This window comes from Sphingomonas panacis (assembly GCF_001717955.1).
Classification (GTDB): domain Bacteria; phylum Pseudomonadota; class Alphaproteobacteria; order Sphingomonadales; family Sphingomonadaceae; genus Sphingomonas; species Sphingomonas panacis.
On record NZ_CP014168.1, the window covers coordinates 3699562 to 3716858 of the forward strand.

Here is a 17297-nt window from a genome sequence, read left to right on the forward strand (position 1 = left end):
GTCCGCGACGTCGAGCCGGCCGGCGGCGCACCAGCGCCGACCGACGGCATGGGCTTCGCCCATGCCGCGCACCGAGTCAGTTGCTCGCGGCCAACACGCGCCCATAGGCGGCGAGATCGACATTCCCGCCCGACAGCACCACCAGCATCCCCGCCAGCGGTCTGACCTTGCCCGCGAGCAGCGCCGCCAGCCCGACGGCGCCGCCCGGCTCCACCACCAGCCGCAACCGTTCCGCTGCCCAGCGTTGCGCGGTGCGGATCTCCCCCTCGCTCACCGCCACGCCCTCGACGCCGCGCCGCGACAGGACATCGAACGTGAGCGGCGATACACGCGTCGTCTGGAGCGCGTCGCACGCGGTCGAGGGTGCGCCCTCGCCGACCGGTTCGATCCAGCCGGCCTCCAGGCTGCGGCGCATGTCGTCCCAGCCTTCCGGCTCGACGACGGTGATCTTCGCCTCGGGCAGCGCGAGCGTGATCCCCGCCGCCAGCCCGCCGCCGCCGCAGGGCACCAGCGCGTGCGTGACCGGGCCGAGCCCCTGTTCCACCATCTGCTGTGCGGCCTCGATGCCGGCGCTGCCCTGCCCCTCGATGATCCACGGATCGTCGAAGCTCGGCACCAGCACCGCGCCGCGCGCCTCGGCGAGTCGGGCGGCGATCGTCTCGCGGCTTTCGGTGGCGCGGTCGTACGAGACGATCTCGGCGCCAAGCGCGAGCGTGCCTTCCCGTTTCGAGCGGGGCGCGTCGGCGGGCATCACGATCAGCGCGGGCATGCCGAGCCGCTTCGCCGCCCACGCCACGCCCTGCGCGTGGTTGCCCGATGAAAAGGCGACGACACCGCGCGATCGCGATTCAGCATCAATCGCGGTGAGCCGGTGCCACGCGCCACGCAGCTTGAACGCGCCCATCGGCTGCAGCGATTCGGCTTTGAACGCGACCGTAACGCCTTGAATCTCCGCGACGAACAGCGGTGTCGGCGGCACCACCGAGGCCACTTTCGCGGCGGCATCGCGCACCCCTGCGCGGGTCGGCTGTCGTAAAATCGTCACACATTGTCTCCGAGCGTCTAAAACCGCTTTACATAGGAAAACGCCGACCCTATCTCGCGCTTCCGCTGCCCCATGGGACTTCCAACCGCAAGGCAGCTTTTTTCGTCTTGTCTCACGACATTGGAGGTCCCTTGAGTTGCACAAGCATCATCGCGCGCTGGGGTTAGCGACCACCATTTCGACCACCGTCACCGGAGTCGATATCGCTAAGCACGGGCCGGTCCAGCCGGTCACGCTCGTTCGTCCGCACGCCGCATCGCGTGCCGCCCGCTTCTTCATCGAGAAGTTCCCGGGTCGCTCGATGTATGCCGTGAAGGCGAACCCTTCGCCCGAACTCCTGCAGATTCTGTGGGATAGCGGCATCACGCATTACGACGTCGCCTCGATCGCCGAGGTTCGGCTTGTCGCGCGCACGCTCCCGGAAGCGACCCTGTGCTTCATGCACCCGGTCAAGGCCGAGGAAGCGATCCACGAGGCGTATTTCACCTACGGCGTGCGCACGTTCTCGCTCGATTCGACCGAGGAACTGGACAAGATCGTCCGTGCGACCCGCGCAGCGGAAGACCTGACGCTCTGCGTCCGGTTGCGCGTGTCGTCCGAGCATTCGAAGCTCAGCCTCGCCTCGAAATTCGGCGCGGCGCCCGGCGAAACCAAGGAACTGCTGTTCCGCACCCGCCAGGTGGCGGATGCGCTGGGCATCTGCTTCCACGTCGGTTCGCAGGCGATGACCCCGGAAGCCTATTCGAACGCGATGGAGCGCGTGCGTGCGGCGATCGTCGATGCAGCGGTCACGGTTGACGTGATCGATGTCGGCGGCGGGTTCCCCTCGTCATATCCGGGCATGGAGCCGCCCCCGCTCGAACATTATTTCGAGACGATCCACCGTGCGTTCGAATCGCTGCCGGTCAGCTATTCGGCAGAACTGTGGGCCGAGCCGGGCCGGGCGTTGTGCGCGGAATACAGTTCGATCCTGGTGCGCGTGGAAAAGCGCCGTGGTGAGGAACTGTACATCAACGACGGCGCCTATGGCGCGCTGTTCGACGCGGCGCATATCGACTGGCGTTTCCCGGTCGAGCTGCTTCGCGAGCCGGACAGCCATGCCAAGCTGATGCCGTTCAGCTTCTACGGCCCGACCTGCGACGACATGGATTATATGGCGGGGCCGTTCTACCTTCCCGCCGATACCAAGGCCGGCGATTATTTCGAGATCGGCATGCTCGGCGCATACGGCTCGGCGATGCGGACCGCGTTCAACGGGTTCGGATCGGACGAGACGGTGATCGTCGGGGACGAGCCGATGGTGTCTTTGTACGATGAGGCGCCCGAGACGGTCGCTTCGAACGTCGTCAAGCTGTAACACCCGACCACCACATTGTCCGTCACCCCAGCGCAAGCTGGGGTCTCGTGCGGCTGAGCGACACGCCCGCCCCATCGAGACCCCAGCTTACGCTGGGGTGACGGTAGTTTGCTGAGGATCTGACATGACCGAACCGCTCAACACCAATCGTAAGGCCGAGCTGCTCTCGACCACCGTCGAGCATATCGACATCACCAAGTTCGACGCGCGGCCGATCGTCGATGCGATGAAGAAGATGAGCTTCACCAGCCGCGATCTCGGGCGCGCGACCGACATCTACAACCAGATGCTCGCCGATCCCGATTGCTCGATCTTCCTCGTCATTGCCGGGTCGACCTCGGCGGGCGGCTGCATGGATCTCTATGCCGAGCTGCTGCGCAACAACATGATCGACGGCGTGGTCGCGACCGGCGCGTCGATCGTCGACATGGATTTCTTCGAGGGCCTGGGCCACAAACATTATCAGGCGCTCGAAGTGCCGGACGACGACACGCTGCGCTCGCTGCTGATCGACCGCATCTACGACACGTATATCGACGAAGAGCAGCTCCAGGACTGCGACCACACAATTCTCGAGATCGCCAACAGCCTTGAGCCGCGCCCGTATTCGAGCCGCGAGTTCATCCGCGAGATGGGCAAGTACCTCGTCGAGAATGGCAAGAAGGAGAACAGCCTCGTCAAGCTCGCCTATGAGCATGACGTGCCGATCTTCTGCCCGGCGTTCGTCGATTCGTCGGCGGGCTTCGGTCTGGTCAAGCATCAGGTCGACCGCGCCAAGGCAGGCAAGCCGTACATGGTGCTCGACGCGATCGCCGACTTCCGCGAACTGACCGACATCAAGATCAAGGCGGGCACCACCGGCCTGCTGATGATCGGCGGCGGCGTGCCGAAGAACTTCATCCAGGATACCGTGGTGTGTGCCGAGATCCTCGGCCATGACGACGTGCAGGTCCACAAATACGCGGTGCAGATCACCGTGGCGGACGTGCGCGACGGCGCCTGCTCGTCCTCGACGCTGCAGGAAGCGGCATCGTGGGGCAAGGTCAACACCGGCATCGAGCAGATGGTGTTCGCCGAAGCTGGCTCGGTAATGCCGCTGCTGGCGTCGGACGCGTATCATCGCGGCCTGTGGAAGACCCGCACCAAGCGTCGCTGGGGCGCAAGCTTCGATTAACGGAAGTGCCAGCTTCGATTAATCTTGGCTAAGCCATGAAACCTTGGTCGGCCGCAAACGTTTCGCAGCCGTACCGAGGTATCATGGGAGTATATAGAATGCGTAAGATCCTTATGTCGCTGAGCGCGCTGTCGTTGGTTGCTTCCGGCATCGCGATGCCCTCGGCCGCCGACGCGCGCCGCTACAAGCGCCATCATCGTACCTATTATCAGGATTGCCGTCGTTCGTCGGGCACCACCGGCGCGATCGCTGGCGGCGCTGGCGGCGCGGTGCTGGGCAACGTGCTCGGTGGCGGCGTGCTCGGCACGGTCGCCGGTGGTGTCGGCGGTGCGCTGCTCGGCCGTCACCTCGACAAGAAGCATGACGCCGCGCAGAACCGTCGCAACGGCTGCTGATCCGTCTCGGGGCGAGCCGCAAGGCTCGCTCCGCTTCCTGTAACGCCTAAGCGACCGGCCGCCGCGCGCGCAGCGCCTGCGCAAGCGTGCCTTCATCGAGATAATCGAGTTCACCGCCGACCGGCAGGCCATGCGCCAGTTGCGTCACTCGCACCGGGAAGCGTTCGATCCGCTCGGCGATGTAATGTGCGGTCGTCTGCCCCTCCAGCGTCGCGTTCATCGCCAGCACGACCTCGTCGATGCCGCCTGCCTCGATACGGCGCACCAGAGAATCGATGGCGAGATCCTCGGGGCGAACGCCTTCGAGCGCCGAGAGCCGTCCGCCGAGGACGTGATACCGGCCCGGGAACAGCCGCGCGCGATCGAGCGCCCACAGGTCCGCCACTTCCTCCACCACGCATAGCGCGCGCGCATCGCGGCGCGGATCGGCGCAGACTGCGCACGGATCGGTTGTGTCGACGTTGCCGCAGATGTGGCAGTCGGTCAGCCGCGCTTCGACCGCCGTCAACGCGGCGAGCAGCGGGCCGAGCGCGCCTTCGCGCTTCTTGAGCAGATGCAACACCGCACGTCGCGCCGAGCGGGGGCCGAGCCCCGGCAAACGGGAAAGCGCCTGGGTGAGCGCGTCGATTTCGGGAGAAGCCATTGCGGAACAGATAGGGGGTTGCAGTGCCCCCCGACAAGCGGCCAGAGCATCGGCCATGCGGATCATTTTCATGGGAACCCCCGATTTCTCGGTGCCGGTGCTGCACGCGCTGGTCGAGGCCGGGCATCAGGTGGTGGCGGTGTACAGCCAGCCGCCGCGCCGCGCCGGTCGCGGCAAGGCGCTGACGCCGACCCCGGTCGCGCGCGCGGCCGAGGCGTTGGGGATCGAGGTGCGGACGCCGGTGAGCTTGCGCGATGCCGAGTCGCAGGCGGCGTTCGCGGCGCTGGATGCCGATATCGCGGTCGTGGCGGCCTATGGGTTGATCCTGCCGCGCGCGGTGCTGGATGCGCCGCGTCTGGGGTGCCTCAACGTCCATGCCTCGCTGCTGCCGCGCTGGCGCGGCGCCGCGCCGATCCAACGTGCGATCCTCGCCGGCGATGCCGAGACGGGGGTCTGCATCATGCAGATGGAAGCGGGACTCGATACCGGGCCGGTGCGACTGGAAGCGCGCACGGGAATCGCCGGCAAGACGGCGGGCGTGCTGACCGACGAACTGAGCGCGATGGGTGCGCGGCTGATGGTGACGGTGCTGGGCGATATGGCGGCACATCCGCCCCTGCCGCAGCCGGAGGACGGCGTCACCTATGCCGCCAAGATCGACAAGGCCGAGACTCGGATCGACTGGTCGCAGAGCGCCGAACAGGTCGAGCGGCAGGTGCGCGCGTTCAATCCGGTGCCGGGTGCGTGGTTCGAGGTGGCTGGTGAGCGGATCAAGGTGCTGGCGTGCCTCACACGTCATCCCAGCGAAAGCTGGGATCTTCCTGGAGCGGGCGAAGCGGCAGCCGCGAGAGACCCCAGCTTTCGCTGGGGTGACGGCATGGTGATCGATACCGCCCTCACCATCGCCTGCGGCTCGGGCGAAATCCGCCCTACCCTGCTTCAGCGCGCCGGGCGCGGCGTAGTGACGGCGGAAGAGCTGTTGCGCGGCTTCCCGATTCCGGCGGGGACACAGGTATGAGCCGTATTCGTCGCCGGGGCGACACGGCATGACGCGGTTCGCGCTCACCGTCGAATATGACGGCCGCCCGTTCATGGGCTGGCAGCGGCAGACTCATGGCCCGAGCGTTCAGGCGGCGATCGAGACCGCCGCGCACGCCATCACCGGCGAGACGATCGCGGTCCATGCCGCCGGGCGCACCGATGCCGGCGTGCATGCGACGGGGATGCGCGCGCACCTTGATGTCACCCGCGACATCGGGCCGTTCCGGTTGATGGAGGCGCTCAACGCCAAGCTGCGGCCCAATCCGGTCGCGATCCTCGCCTGCGAGGCGGTCGCCGATGACTGGCACGCGCGCTTCTCGTGCGTGGCGCGCCATTATGCGTATCGCATCGTCACGCGCCGCGCACCGCTGACGTTCGAGACCGGGCTGGCGTGGCGCGTACCCCAGGAACTCGACGTCGCGGCGATGGCGGAGGGTGCGCGGCGGCTGATCGGCCGGCACGATTTCACCACGTTCCGATCGGCGCATTGCCAGGCGGACAGCCCGTTGCGGACTCTCGACCGGCTTGACGTGAGCGCGAGCGGTGACCGGATCATGGTATCAGCGTCGGCGCGGTCGTTCCTGCATCATCAGGTGCGATCGATGGTCGGCTGTCTCGCGCTGGTCGGGCAAGGCAAATGGAGCGCGGACGATATCACCGCGGCGCTGGAGGCACGCGACCGCGCCGCGCTGGGGTTCAACGCGCCGTCGGACGGGCTGTATTTCCTGCGCGCGGATTACTGAGCGTCAGCGGCTCAGCCGCGCGGCGAGTTCCACATGGGTGGACCAGCGGAACTGCCCGACCGGCTGTATCCAGTCGATCCGGTAGCCGGCTTTGCACAGAATCTCGGCATCGCGCGCGAAACTGCTGGGATTGCACGAAACATAAACAATAACTGGCACCTTTGACTCGGCCAGTTGCAGCACCTGTTCGCGTGCGCCGGCACGGGGTGGATCGAGCACGATGCAGGCGAAGCGATCGCATTCGGCGCTGGTGAGCGGGCGGCGGAACAGGTCGCGGTGATCGGCGAACAGGGTGCGGCGGGCGCGGGCCGCAGCGGCTTTGAGCGACAGGATCGCATCGCGCGCCGCCTCGCCGGCATAGACTTTGCCGGGCAGCGACAGAGCGAACGTGCCGAGCCCGGCGAACAGATCGGCGAGCGTGCCGGCATCGCCGACACCCTCGCGGACCGCCGCGACCAGCGCCGCCTCGCCTTCGCGCGTGGCTTGCAGGAAGGCGCCGGGCGGCATCGGCACCGGCACGCCGCCAAGCGTAATGGTGACGGGTTCGGGTTCCCAGCGCGTTTCCGGCCCCAGCCCGGAGTCGATCGACAGCCGCGCCACGCCATTCGCTTGCGCGAAGGCGGTGATCGCTTCGGCGGCGTCGAGACCCTCGGCCTCGACGCCCTCGATCAGCAGGTCGATCCCCTGATCGGCCTCGGTGAGATGCAGCCGCGCGCGGCGACCTTTCTTCAGCCACGGTGCGAGCAATTTCCGCAAAGGCGCTAGAATCGCGAACAATTCCGGCGTCAGGACGTGACATTCGGCGAGATCGACGATCGCGTGGCTGGCGTTCTCGCTGAAGCCGATTTTCACCCGCCCCTCGCGCATCTCCGCCTGAAGCGCGGCGCGGCGGCGGCTTCTCGGTGGCGACAGCAGCGGCGCGCGGATCGGTGCGTCCAGCCCCTGCGCGGCGAGCGCGCCGGCGATGCGGTCGATCACGAATTGCGCATAGGCGGTGTCGTCGAGATGCTGGAGCTGGCAGCCGCCGCACGCCGGGAAGTAGCGGCAGGGCGGAGTCTGGTGATGCGGACCGGCGATGATCTCGTCGGTGTCGGTCAGCGTATCACCTGGTGCGGCGAAGGCGGCGTGGCGGCCGCTTGCCGTCACCCCTTCGCCGCGTGCCGCGACGCGGACGATCGGCTCGCTCATACAGATGTCCTTACAGCGGAGAGCATGCGCGCGAGATCGTCGGCGATGAACGCGCCACCGAGACGGCGCGCGGCCTCGCTGTGCATCCACACGCCCGCCTCGGCGGGTGCGAACGTGTTTGCCGCGAGCATGGTGGCGATCGTGCCGGCGAGGACGTCGCCCGTGCCTGCGGTCGACAGCCACGGGCTTGCGCCGAGCGCGACTCGGGTACGCCCGTCCGGGTGCGCGACGACGGTGTCCGGCCCCTTGAACACGACGATCGCACCCGAGCGCGCGGCGGCGTCGCGCGCGGCATCGATCTTGCTGCCGGAGACCGCACCGAACAGCGCGTTGAACTCGCCAGCGTGGGGGGTGAGCACGACAGGCGTAGGGCGCGCCTTGATGCGGGCGAACGCGGCATCGTCGAGCAGGTGCAGCGCGTCGCCATCGATGACGAGCTTGTACGCGCTGTCGAGCGCGGCGGCGAACTTGGCGGCGGCGATGTCGCCTTTGCCCAGCCCCGGGCCGACGACGATCGCGGTCTTGTCCAGGCGCTTGCCGTCGAGCGCTTGCGCGAAGGCCTCCGCCGACCATGCGCGGCGCACCAGCGCGTGCGGCGTGGATGCCGCGTGATCCTCGAACAGCATCACATAGCCAGCGCCCGCGTGCATCGCCGCTTCCGACGCGAGCGCCGCGGCGCCGGGCATGTCACCGCCGATCACGACGACCAGCCCGCGCGAATATTTGTGATCGGCGGCGGTCGGCGCGGCGATCACGGGCTTGGTCATCGACCAGTCGCGGCTCGATCGATCGAGGCCGATATCGATGATCCGCACGGTGCCGCAGCGCGCGGCGGCTGGCTGCAACAGATGCGCCGGCTTGAGCGCGCCGAGCGTGAGCGTCAGGGAGAAATCGGGGACCGCGCTGAGTTCGGCACCGGTGTCGGTTGCGATGCCGCTGGGCAGATCGACCGCGATTGAGAGCCGTGCGGCGCGCACGGTTTCGCCGAGCACCCGCGCCACCGCATCATCGAGCGCGCGCGTGAGGCCAGTGCCGAACAGCGCGTCGACGACGACCGGCGCTTCGCCAGCCTCAGCAAGCGGCGCTACCGGGCCGTCCCAGCCGGCCCGCGCGGCGGTGGCCGCTTCGGTTCTTGGGTCGGCGAGCGCCGCGATGCGCACGTCCGCGCCGTTTGCCTTGAGCACGCGCGCGGCGACATAGCCGTCGCCGCCGTTGTTGCCCGGCCCGCACAGGATCAGCACCGGCGCGCCACTGGCGAGCCGGCGGACCGCCTCGGCGACGGCTGCCCCGGCGCGCTCCATCAATGCACCGACACTGGAGCCGGCAGCGATCGCCCGGTCCTCCGCCGCGCGCATCGCGGCGGCGGTTAGGATCGGCTGGCCTTCGGGTCGGATCATGACGGTTTGGCCGCGCCCTTCACCGTTGCCGGCAGGCGATAGCGATCCCCGCTCAGCGCGACCTCGATCCGCGCAGGGCCGAGGATCGTCACCACCGCCTTCTCGGCGCCGTCGGCGGCGATCACGCCGCGCCCGTCCTTGGTGACCAGCAAACGGTGGAACGCGCCGTCCCTGTGCCGCACGGTCAGCACCAGCCCCTGATCGCTGTCGGTGCGATCGACCGTGCAACTGCGCGTGAAGGCGCTGGCGCCCTTCGCCGAGCACTCGATCAGGCCATCGTCGTCGGCGGCGGCGCGCTGCTGCGCCTCGGCATTGGCGAGCGTGTCCGTATCGGCGTTGCGCTCGCCGCAAGCAGCGAGCGCGAGCGGCAGCAGGAGCGCGCTAGATATCCGCATAGACATGCGTTTCGGCCTTCGCGCCGGGGTGCGTCACCGCACCCTGATAGGCCGGACCGACATTGCGCGCATAGCGCCACAGCACGCCCGCCTGATAATCGTTGGTGCGCGGCCGCCACGCCGCCTTACGCGCCGCCAGCACGTCGTCAGCGACGAGCAGGTCGATCGTGCCGATCTCGGCGTCGATGCGGATGCTGTCACCGTCCTCGACCAGGGCGATCGGGCCACCCTCGGCGGCCTCGGGGCCAACATGGCCGATGCAGAAGCCGCGCGTGCCGCCCGAGAAGCGTCCGTCGGTGATCAGCGCGACCTTCTCGCCCATGCCGAGGCCGTACAGCGCCGCCGTGGTGGAGAGCATCTCGCGCATGCCGGGGCCACCTTTGGGGCCTTCATAGCGGATGACGATGACCTCGCCTTCGTTGATCTCGCGCGCCTCGACAGCGGCAAAGGCATCCTCCTCGCAATCGAAGCAGCGCGCAGGCCCTTCGAACACGAGCCGGTGCATACCCGCCACCTTCACGATCGCGCCGTCGGGCGCGAGGCTGCCGCGCAGGCCGACCACACCGCCGGTCGGGGTGATTGGCGTCTTGATGTCGTAGATGACCTTCTGATCGGGGTTCCACGTCACCTGATCAATGTTCTCGCCGAGGGTCTTGCCCGTGACAGTGATGCAATTACCGTCGAGGAAGCCGCCCGAAAGCATCGTCTTCATCAGCATGTAAACGCCGCCCGCCTCATACATATCCTTGGCGACATACTTACCACCCGGCTTGAGGTCCGCGATGTAAGGCGTTGTCTTGAAAGCCTCTGCGACATCGAAAAGGTCGAAATCGATGCCGGCTTCATGCGCCATCGCCGGCAGGTGCAGCGCGGCGTTGGTCGAGCCGCCGGTCGCGGCGACAACGCGGGCGGCGTTGATGAACGCCTCGCGCGTGCAGATGTCGCGCGGGCGCAGGTTGCGAGCGATCAGTTCCATTACCTGAGCACCGGCAGCAACCGCGATCTGTTCACGCGTGCTGTACGGAGCCGGCGTCATGTTGCTGTTTGGCAAGGATAAACCGATCGCCTCACCGACACACGCCATCGTATTAGCGGTGAACTGGCCGCCGCAGGCGCCGTGGCCGGGACAGGCGACCTTTTCGAGTTCGTGGACTTCACTCAAGGGGCATGCGCCGGCGGCATATTTGCCGACGACTTCGAACACGTCGACCACGGTCACGTCGCGATCGTGGAAGCGGCCCGGCAGGATCGAGCCGCCATAGACGAAGATCGACGGCACGTTGAGCCGCAGCATCGACATCATCATGCCCGGCAGCGACTTGTCGCAACCGGCGAAGCCGACCAGCGCATCATAGCAATGGCCGCGCACCGACAGTTCGACCGAATCGGCGATGACCTCACGGCTGACCAGCGAGGACTTCATGCCCTGGTGGCCCATCGCGATGCCGTCGGTGACGGTGATGGTGTTGAACCGGCGCGGCAAGCCGCCGCCCGCGATCACGCCGCGCTGGGCGGCATCGGCCTGGGCGTCGAGTGTGGTGTTGCACGGCGCGCTGTTGTTGCCGGCGCTCGCCAGGGCCACGAACGGCTTGGCGATATCCTCTTCGGGAATGCCCATCGCATAATAATAGCTGCGATGCGGCGCGCGCTCGGGACCGACCGAGACGTGACGACTCGGCAGACGGGATTTGTCGAAAACATTGGTCATGATGCGCGCCCTATGTCGCGGGAAGGGCCTTGGACGCAAGTCTGTTGCGCGCCGATGATGAAATGGGGGTAGTAAGGGGCGGTGAAACAGGTTCACCGCCCCTCACACAATGGCGCGCGGATGAACCGAGGACCATCGGCGGGCGCGACGCGCTTGGCGGCGGACCCGTTCGAAGCTTGCTTAGCAAGTCCGGTGCCAATGGCGGATTAGCGTCGATCAGTCCGCGCGTTAACCGTGTGCCGTGCCGCGTTGGCACGAAAAAGTGTCACGCGAGTCGCGATTCGAGACACCACCAGCCCGGTTGGGCCGCTCGAAGGGTCTCGGCGGCGGCGCTACGCTGCGCCTCGGTTTCGTAGAGTGCGAAGCAGGTCGCGCCCGAACCGGACATGCGCGCGAGGATCGGCGCGGTCGCGGCGAGCCGGTCGATCACGGCGCCGATACCGGGCGCGATCATGCGCGCGGGCGCTTCGAGATCGTTGCGACCGGCGCGCGCGCGGTTGATCGTCGTGCCCGCCGGGATCGGCCCGCGATCCACGCCGTCCCACGCCTTGAACACCGGACCCGTCGAGACGGCGATGCCCGGGTTTACCAGCAGCACCGGAATCTCGCCGAGATCGCCCAGCGGATCGAGTTTCTCGCCGCGCCCGGTGCCGAGCGCCGCGCGGCCGAGCAAACACGCGGGAACGTCCGAGCCGAGCGAATCGGCGACGGCGAACAGGCGCGGGTCGTCGAGCGCGACGCCGTGCTGGCGCGCGAGCAGGCGAAGTGCGGCGGCGGCATCGGCCGATCCGCCGCCGATGCCCGAGGCGACGGGGAGGTTCTTCTCCAGCACCCACGCGCCTTCGCTCGCGAGGCCGAACGCCTCGGCGAAGCCGCGCGCGGCGCGCAGGACGAGATTGTCGCCCTCGCCGCTCAGCGCGGCGGCGAACGGGCCTTCGATGTCGAACGCGGGCGTACCAGGTGTGAAGCGCAGTTCGTCGCCGTCCTGAAGGAAGGCGAACAGGGTTTCGAGCTCGTGATAGCCGTCCGCCCGGCGCGCGCGGACGTGGAGCGCGAGGTTGATCTTCGCAGGCGCGGTTTCGACGATCGTCTGGGTCATGCTGCCGTTTTCATGTCGATATCGGCTGCGTCCCTAGCCGCGCTTTCGGGCGGATAGAAGCGGCGAGTGGTGTGGCGTGGCGAAGCCACGCCGTCGGCCGGCGCTGGAGCGCCGCCGGCCGGACGCGCCTTGAGGCGCGGCGCGTCACATATTCGGATAGTTCGGCCCGCCGCCGCCTTCGGGCACCACCCAGTTGATGTTCTGCGTGGGGTCTTTGATGTCGCACGTCTTGCAGTGGACGCAGTTCTGGGCGTTGATGACGAACTTGGGATCGCCTTCCTCGACCCCGACGATCTCGTAGACGCCCGCCGGGCAATAACGCTGCGCCGGCTCGTCATACAGCGGCAGATCATATTCGACCGGCACGTTGGGGTCTTTGAGCGTCAGGTGGACCGGCTGGTCCTCCTCGTGATTGGTGTTCGACAGGAACACCGAAGAGAGCCGGTCGAAGGTCAGCACGCCGTCGGGCTTGGGATAATCGATCGGCTTGACCTGATCCTTGCGCCAAAGGGTCTTGTGGTTGGCGTGGTGCTTCATCGTGAAGGGCATCTTGATGCCCCAGCTTTCCAGCCACATCGTCGCGTTGGCGAGGCCGGCGCCGAACATCTCGCCGAACTTCTCGACCAGCGGCACGACGTTGCGGACGGTCGAGAGCTCGGCCTTGACCCAGCTCCGGTCGAACGCTTCGGGGTAGGCCGTCAACTCATCGTTCTGCCGCTGCGACAGGATCGCCTCGACCGCCGCTTCGGCGGCCATCATGCCGGATTTCATCGCGGTGTGCGTGCCCTTGATGCGCGGCACGTTGAGGAAGCCGGCGCTGTCGCCGACCAGAACGCCGCCGGGGAAGGTCAGCTTGGGCAGCGACTGCAACCCGCCGTCGCTGATCGCGCGCGCACCATAAGAGACGCGCTTGCCGCCCTTGAGGATCGCCGCGATCTCGGGATGCGTCTTCCAGCGCTGCATTTCCTGGAAAGGCGAGAGATAGGGATTGGTGTAGCTCAGCCACGTCACGAAACCGAGCGCGACCTGCCCGCCCGCCTGATGATACAGGAAGCCGCCGCCGTTCGAACCGGCCGTCTGGTTGAGCGGCCAGCCCTGCGTGTGGATGACGCGGCCGGGCACATGCTGTTCGGGCGCGATATCCCACAATTCCTTGATACCGAGGCCATAGACCTGCGGCTGCGAATCCTTCGCCAGATCGAACAGGCGGATGATCTCCTTGGAGAGATGCCCGCGAACACCTTCGGAAAAGAAGGTGTATTTGGCGTGGAGTTCGAGGCCGGGCGTGTAATCGGGCTTGTGCGTGCCGTCGCGCGCGACGCCCATATCACCGGTCGCGACGCCCTTCACCGCGCCGGACTCGTCAAACAGGATTTCCGCCGCCGCGAACCCGGGGAAAATCTCGACGCCGAGTTCCTCCGCCTGCCCCGCCAGCCAGCGGCACAGGTTGCCGAGGCTGCCGGTGTAGGTGCCCTTGTTGTGCATGAAGCCGGGGGTGATGAAATGCGGCACCGCGAACTTGCCGGTCTTCGACAAGATCCAGTGCTGGTTGTCGGTGACGGGCACCTCGGCGAGCGGGCAGCCCTTTTCCTTCCAGTCGGGGATCAACTCGTCGAGCGAACGCGGGTCGATCACCGCGCCTGACAGGATGTGCGCGCCGACCTCGGAGCCTTTTTCGAGCACGCAGACCGACAGATCGGCGCCCTGTTCGGCCGCACGTTGCTTCAGCCGGATCGCGGCGGACAGGCCGGCTGGCCCCGCACCGACGATCACGACGTCATATGGCATCGACTCCCGTTCGCTCATCATCATCTCCTCATGTGGCGCCGATCGGCTTGCTCGTCGCGCCACCGCAACGCCTTATCCAATTGCGCGTGCCAGCGAATTGACCTTTACGTCAACATGCTAGTCTAAGGGGGCATGGGGGCTGACCAAAATATCGTGTGGCAGGATGCGGTTGCGAGCGCGCTGGAATGGTGGCGCGACGCCGGCATCGACTCGCTCGCCGACGAAACCCCGCGCGACTGGTTCGCCACCCCCACGCCGCCGCCCGCCCCGAAGCGAGTCGTCGCCAATCAACCCGCCGCTCCGATCGTTGTTCCGCTGCCGGCCACGCTCGATGCCTTCCTGGCGTGGCGGACGGGCCCGGATGCCCCCGAGGCGGGATGGAATGGCGGCACGCCGCTCGCCGCGCAGGGGTCGCCCGCCGCCGAGTTGATGGTGTTGGTCGACACGCCCGAACGCGATGACGGCGCGCGGCTGCTCGATGGTGCGGCCGGGCGGCTGTTCGACCGGATGCTCGCCGCGGTCGGCCATGCCCGCGAGACGGTGTATCTCGCGTCGCTCTGTACCGTGCGCCCTCTTGCCGGCCGGATCGCGCCGGAGGTCGAGGAGCGGCTCGGCGAGATCGCACGCCATTACGTGGCCTTGGTTGCGCCCAAGCGGCTGCTGATCCTCGGCAATGCGGCGAGTCGGGCGCTGCTTGCGATGGACGTGACGCACGCACGCGGTAGTTTACGCCGCGTTAACCAATTGCCTGCCATACACGAGCACACGACCGAGGCGGTGGCGAGCTTCCACCCCCGCCTCTTGCTCGAACGGCCAGCGCAGAAAGCGGAAGCCTGGAGAGATTTACAGATGTTGATCGGGGGAACCGGATCGTGACCGCGAAGTTCATTCTCGCTTGTACGCTTAGCCTGCTGCCCGTCGCCGCCTTCGCCGAACCGGCGGTTCCGATGACGACGGGTTCCGTCTCCTCCCAACTCGCCGCCATCCCCACCCAGCTCGATGCCGAGCAACGCGCCGGCTACAGCGCGGTCTTCGCCAGCATCCGCGCGCAGAAATGGCAGGACGCGCGGCTCCAGCTCGACGCGATGAAGCCCGGCCCGCTCCACGCCATCGCGCGCGCCGAACTCGTCACGTCGAAGGGATCGCCCAAGGCCGATCTCGATCCGCTGATGAAACTGCTCGCCGATGCGCCCGAACTGCCGCAGGCGCAGCAGATCTATACGCTCGCCTCTTCGCGCGGCGGCGTCGGGCTGCCCGCGCTGCCGTTCGCGCGCAAGCTCGCGTGGATCGACGGCGCGCCGCAGCGCCAGCGCGCCAAGGCGATCAAGAGCGACATGGTTGCCGGCGAGCTCGCGATCCGCATGCAGCCGTTCGTGAAGGCCGATGACGGCGCTTCGGCGCAGGCCCTGCTCGAATCGATGCCCGGCCTGTCGAGCGACGCGACGACAGAGTGGCAGCAGCGCGTGGCGTGGATGTATTATCTCTCCGGCGACGACGTGAACGCGCGCACGATGGCGGCCAAGGCGTCCTCGGGCTATGGCGACTGGGCAGTGCAGGGCAATTGGGTCGGCGCGCTCGCGGCATGGCGGCAGCACGACTGCACCGCCGCCAGCACCGGCTTCGAAACCGTCGCGGCGCGCGCTTCCGACGTCGAACTTCGCGCCGCCGGCCTGTATTGGGCGGCACGCGCCGACATGGTCTGCGCACGGCCCGACCGGATCGAGGCGCGGCTGAAGAGCGCCGCGCAATATCGCGAGACCTTCTACGGGCTGCTATCACGGCAGGCGCTAGGTATCCGCGATCCGCTGCCGCACGCCGGCGCCGCGGCCTTCGCGCGCGACTGGGATCTGCTGTCGCGCCGCCCCAATATCCACGTCGCCGCCGCGCTCGCCGAAATCGGCGAGAGCGATCTCGCCGACGAGGTGATCCGCCAGCAGGCGCGAATCGGCGATCCGTCCGAATTCCCCGCGCTGGTGCGCTTCACCGAGGCGCTCAACCTGCCGGCTACTCTGGTGTGGCTGTCGCACAATGGCCCGGTCGGCGCGACGCCGCCGGTCGAGGCGCGCTTCCCCTCGCCCAACTGGACGCCCGATGGCGGCTGGCGCGTCGACAAGGCTTTGGTGTTCGCGCACACGCTCCAGGAATCGCGCTTCCGCACCACCGTCACCAGCCCGGCAGGCGCGTTCGGGCTGATGCAGGTGATGCCCGCCGCCGCCAGTGACATCGCGCGCAAACATGGCCGCAGCTACGACCGCGCCGCGCTGTCGCGGCCGGGCGCCAACATGGAAGTCGGCCAGTCCTATCTCGAACAGTTGCGCGATCAGTCCTGCACCGGCGGGCTGCTGCCCAAGGTGATCGCGGCGTACAACGCCGGCCCGCTGCCGGTCTCGCTCTGGAACGCGCAGGCGCGCGATGGCGGCGATCCGTTGCTCTATATCGAATCGATCCCCTATTGGGAAACGCGCGGCTACGTGACGACGGTGCTGCGCAATTATTGGGTCTATGAGGGGCAGACCGGCAAGAAGGCCTCGCCAAGCCGTGCCGCACTGGCGCAGGGGCTGTGGCCGCGCTTCCCCGGGATGCCGGGCGCGAGCGCGGTTCGGATGACCGCTACGGGCATCAAGCCGATATCGATCGCCAGTGCCAATTGACCTGAACGCCGCGTTCCTGCCGGTCAGGATCGCGGTGCTCACCATCTCCGACACACGCACGCTTGCCGATGACCGATCGGGCGACACGCTGATCGCGCGGCTGACCGAGGCGGGGCATATCCTCGCCGACCGCCGGATCGTTAAGGACGATGCCGACACGATCGTCGCGCGGCTGCACGCGCTGATCGACGATCCCGAGGTGGATTGCATCATCACCACCGGCGGCACCGGCGTGACCGGCCGCGACGTGACCCCGGAAGCGATCGAGCGCGTTGCCGACAAGATGATTCCCGGGTTCGGCGAGCTGTTCCGCTGGCTGAGCTTCAAGACGATCGGCACATCGACCGTGCAATCGCGCGCGTGCGCGTGCGTGACTCGCGGCACCTATATCTTCGCGCTGCCGGGCTCGACCGGCGCGGTGAAGGACGGATGGGACGGCATCCTCAAGGACCAGCTCGACAGCCGCCACAAGCCCTGCAACTTCGTCGAACTGATGCCGCGCCTGCTGGAGCGCTGACCGCACCCGCTCAAAAGCGGTGCGGGGAAAATGGGGCGACCGACGGGACTTGAACCCGCAACATCCGGCATCACAAGCCGACGCTCTAACCAATTGAACTACGATCGCCGTTAGAAGGCGCGCTCCTAGCGGGCGGGGGGGCCGCCCGTCAAGGCC

Annotated in this window: 16 protein-coding genes and 1 tRNA gene; 8 read left to right on the forward strand and 9 right to left on the reverse strand. The window is 67.5% G+C overall.

Annotation, left to right across the window (positions count from 1 at the left end; genetic code table 11):
* Window positions 1-76 precede the first annotated feature (76 nt).
* Window positions 77-1045 carry a threonine ammonia-lyase gene (locus J0A91_RS16755; RefSeq protein WP_206364919.1) on the reverse strand — a complete coding sequence of 323 codons (969 nt, stop codon included), beginning with the start codon at window positions 1043-1045 and terminating at the stop codon, window positions 77-79.
* A 136-nt stretch (window positions 1046-1181) separates the two neighbouring features.
* Between J0A91_RS16755 and J0A91_RS16760 the strand changes: the two genes are divergently transcribed.
* From J0A91_RS16760 to J0A91_RS16770, 3 genes are all read left to right on the forward strand, one after another.
* Entirely contained in the window at window positions 1182-2402 is a 1221-nt protein-coding gene (locus J0A91_RS16760) for a type III PLP-dependent enzyme (protein ID WP_069205846.1), read from the forward strand.
* A gap of 124 nt (window positions 2403-2526) precedes the next feature.
* Window positions 2527-3576, forward strand: a complete 1050-nt coding sequence (locus tag J0A91_RS16765) for a 1,9-bis(guanidino)-5-aza-nonane synthase (protein ID WP_069205847.1) — start codon at window positions 2527-2529, stop codon at window positions 3574-3576.
* Window positions 3577-3674: 98 nt separating this feature from the next.
* Entirely contained in the window at window positions 3675-3971 is a 297-nt protein-coding gene (locus J0A91_RS16770; RefSeq protein ID WP_069205848.1) for a hypothetical protein, read from the forward strand.
* A gap of 46 nt (window positions 3972-4017) precedes the next feature.
* On the opposite strand, the gene recR is transcribed toward J0A91_RS16770, so the two are convergent.
* Window positions 4018-4614: a recombination mediator RecR gene (gene recR, locus J0A91_RS16775; protein WP_069205849.1), complete on the reverse strand. Its 597-nt coding sequence runs from the start codon at window positions 4612-4614 to the stop codon at window positions 4018-4020.
* A 55-nt stretch (window positions 4615-4669) separates the two neighbouring features.
* On the opposite strand from recR, the gene fmt reads away from it, so the two are divergent.
* Window positions 4670-5632, forward strand: coding sequence for a methionyl-tRNA formyltransferase (fmt, locus tag J0A91_RS16780; protein WP_069205850.1), 963 nt, complete (start codon window positions 4670-4672; stop codon window positions 5630-5632).
* Between the two features lie 28 nt (window positions 5633-5660).
* Window positions 5661-6398, forward strand: a complete 738-nt coding sequence (gene truA, locus J0A91_RS16785) for a tRNA pseudouridine(38-40) synthase TruA (RefSeq protein WP_069205851.1) — start codon at window positions 5661-5663, stop codon at window positions 6396-6398.
* A gap of 3 nt (window positions 6399-6401) precedes the next feature.
* Here the strand turns inward: truA and J0A91_RS16790 are convergent, their stop codons facing one another.
* From J0A91_RS16790 to J0A91_RS16815, 6 genes are all read right to left on the reverse strand, one after another.
* Window positions 6402-7586: a class I SAM-dependent RNA methyltransferase gene (locus J0A91_RS16790; protein ID WP_069205852.1), complete on the reverse strand. Its 1185-nt coding sequence runs from the start codon at window positions 7584-7586 to the stop codon at window positions 6402-6404.
* Complete coding sequence (locus J0A91_RS16795) at window positions 7583-8983, reverse strand: NAD(P)H-hydrate dehydratase (protein ID WP_069205853.1); 1401 nt, start codon at window positions 8981-8983, stop codon at window positions 7583-7585. Before J0A91_RS16795 ends, J0A91_RS16790 begins: the two co-directional genes overlap by 4 nt.
* The gene (locus tag J0A91_RS16800; RefSeq protein WP_338056889.1) at window positions 8980-9378 is read right to left on the reverse strand and encodes a hypothetical protein; all 399 of its coding nucleotides are present in this window, start codon (window positions 9376-9378) and stop codon (window positions 8980-8982) included. Before J0A91_RS16800 ends, J0A91_RS16795 begins: the two co-directional genes overlap by 4 nt.
* On the reverse strand, window positions 9365-11086 hold the full coding sequence (gene ilvD, locus J0A91_RS16805; RefSeq protein ID WP_069205855.1) for a dihydroxy-acid dehydratase: 1722 nt from the start codon (window positions 11084-11086) through the stop codon (window positions 9365-9367). The genes J0A91_RS16800 and ilvD overlap by 14 nt, the downstream gene beginning before the upstream one ends.
* A 265-nt stretch (window positions 11087-11351) precedes the next feature.
* Window positions 11352-12185 (reverse strand): 4-(cytidine 5'-diphospho)-2-C-methyl-D-erythritol kinase, encoded by an 834-nt coding sequence (locus J0A91_RS16810; protein ID WP_069205856.1) that lies wholly within the window; start codon window positions 12183-12185, stop codon window positions 11352-11354.
* 144 nt (window positions 12186-12329) lie between these two features.
* Complete coding sequence (locus J0A91_RS16815; RefSeq protein WP_069207429.1) at window positions 12330-13991, reverse strand: electron transfer flavoprotein-ubiquinone oxidoreductase; 1662 nt, start codon at window positions 13989-13991, stop codon at window positions 12330-12332.
* A gap of 114 nt (window positions 13992-14105) precedes the next feature.
* Here J0A91_RS16815 and J0A91_RS16820 point away from each other — a divergent pair, with 114 nt between their 5' ends.
* The 3 genes from J0A91_RS16820 to moaB all read left to right on the forward strand — a co-directional run bounded on the left by J0A91_RS16820 (window position 14106) and on the right by moaB (window position 17141).
* A complete protein-coding gene (locus J0A91_RS16820; RefSeq protein WP_069205857.1) occupies window positions 14106-14849 on the forward strand; it encodes a uracil-DNA glycosylase family protein in 744 nt (247 codons plus the stop codon).
* Between the two features lie 71 nt (window positions 14850-14920).
* A complete protein-coding gene (locus tag J0A91_RS16825; protein ID WP_083224975.1) occupies window positions 14921-16624 on the forward strand; it encodes a lytic transglycosylase domain-containing protein in 1704 nt (567 codons plus the stop codon).
* Window positions 16614-17141, forward strand: a complete 528-nt coding sequence (gene moaB, locus J0A91_RS16830; RefSeq protein ID WP_069205859.1) for a molybdenum cofactor biosynthesis protein B — start codon at window positions 16614-16616, stop codon at window positions 17139-17141. The genes J0A91_RS16825 and moaB overlap by 11 nt, the downstream gene beginning before the upstream one ends.
* A gap of 31 nt (window positions 17142-17172) precedes the next feature.
* On the opposite strand, the gene J0A91_RS16835 is transcribed toward moaB, so the two are convergent.
* Window positions 17173-17249: transfer RNA gene (locus tag J0A91_RS16835), tRNA-His, on the reverse strand.
* Window positions 17250-17297 lie beyond the last annotated feature (48 nt).

Bases quoted from the DNA above. Each gene is read 5' to 3' on its own strand.
- J0A91_RS16765 (WP_069205847.1), top strand. From the start codon at position 2,527: ATGACCGAACCGCTCAACACCAATCGTAAGGCCGAGCTGCTCTCGACC.
- J0A91_RS16770 (WP_069205848.1), top strand. From the start codon at position 3,675: ATGCGTAAGATCCTTATGTCGCTGAGCGCGCTGTCGTTGGTTGCTTCC.
- recR (WP_069205849.1), bottom strand. From the start codon at position 4,614: ATGGCTTCTCCCGAAATCGACGCGCTCACCCAGGCGCTTTCCCGTTTG.
- fmt (WP_069205850.1), top strand. From the start codon at position 4,670: ATGCGGATCATTTTCATGGGAACCCCCGATTTCTCGGTGCCGGTGCTG.
- truA (WP_069205851.1), top strand. From the start codon at position 5,661: ATGACGCGGTTCGCGCTCACCGTCGAATATGACGGCCGCCCGTTCATG.
- J0A91_RS16790 (WP_069205852.1), bottom strand. From the start codon at position 7,586: ATGAGCGAGCCGATCGTCCGCGTCGCGGCACGCGGCGAAGGGGTGACG.
- J0A91_RS16795 (WP_069205853.1), bottom strand. From the start codon at position 8,983: ATGATCCGACCCGAAGGCCAGCCGATCCTAACCGCCGCCGCGATGCGC.
- J0A91_RS16800 (WP_338056889.1), bottom strand. From the start codon at position 9,378: ATGCGGATATCTAGCGCGCTCCTGCTGCCGCTCGCGCTCGCTGCTTGC.
- ilvD (WP_069205855.1), bottom strand. From the start codon at position 11,086: ATGACCAATGTTTTCGACAAATCCCGTCTGCCGAGTCGTCACGTCTCG.
- J0A91_RS16810 (WP_069205856.1), bottom strand. From the start codon at position 12,185: ATGACCCAGACGATCGTCGAAACCGCGCCTGCGAAGATCAACCTCGCG.
- J0A91_RS16815 (WP_069207429.1), bottom strand. From the start codon at position 13,991: ATGAGCGAACGGGAGTCGATGCCATATGACGTCGTGATCGTCGGTGCG.
- J0A91_RS16820 (WP_069205857.1), top strand. From the start codon at position 14,106: ATGGGGGCTGACCAAAATATCGTGTGGCAGGATGCGGTTGCGAGCGCG.
- J0A91_RS16825 (WP_083224975.1), top strand. From the start codon at position 14,921: ATGACGACGGGTTCCGTCTCCTCCCAACTCGCCGCCATCCCCACCCAG.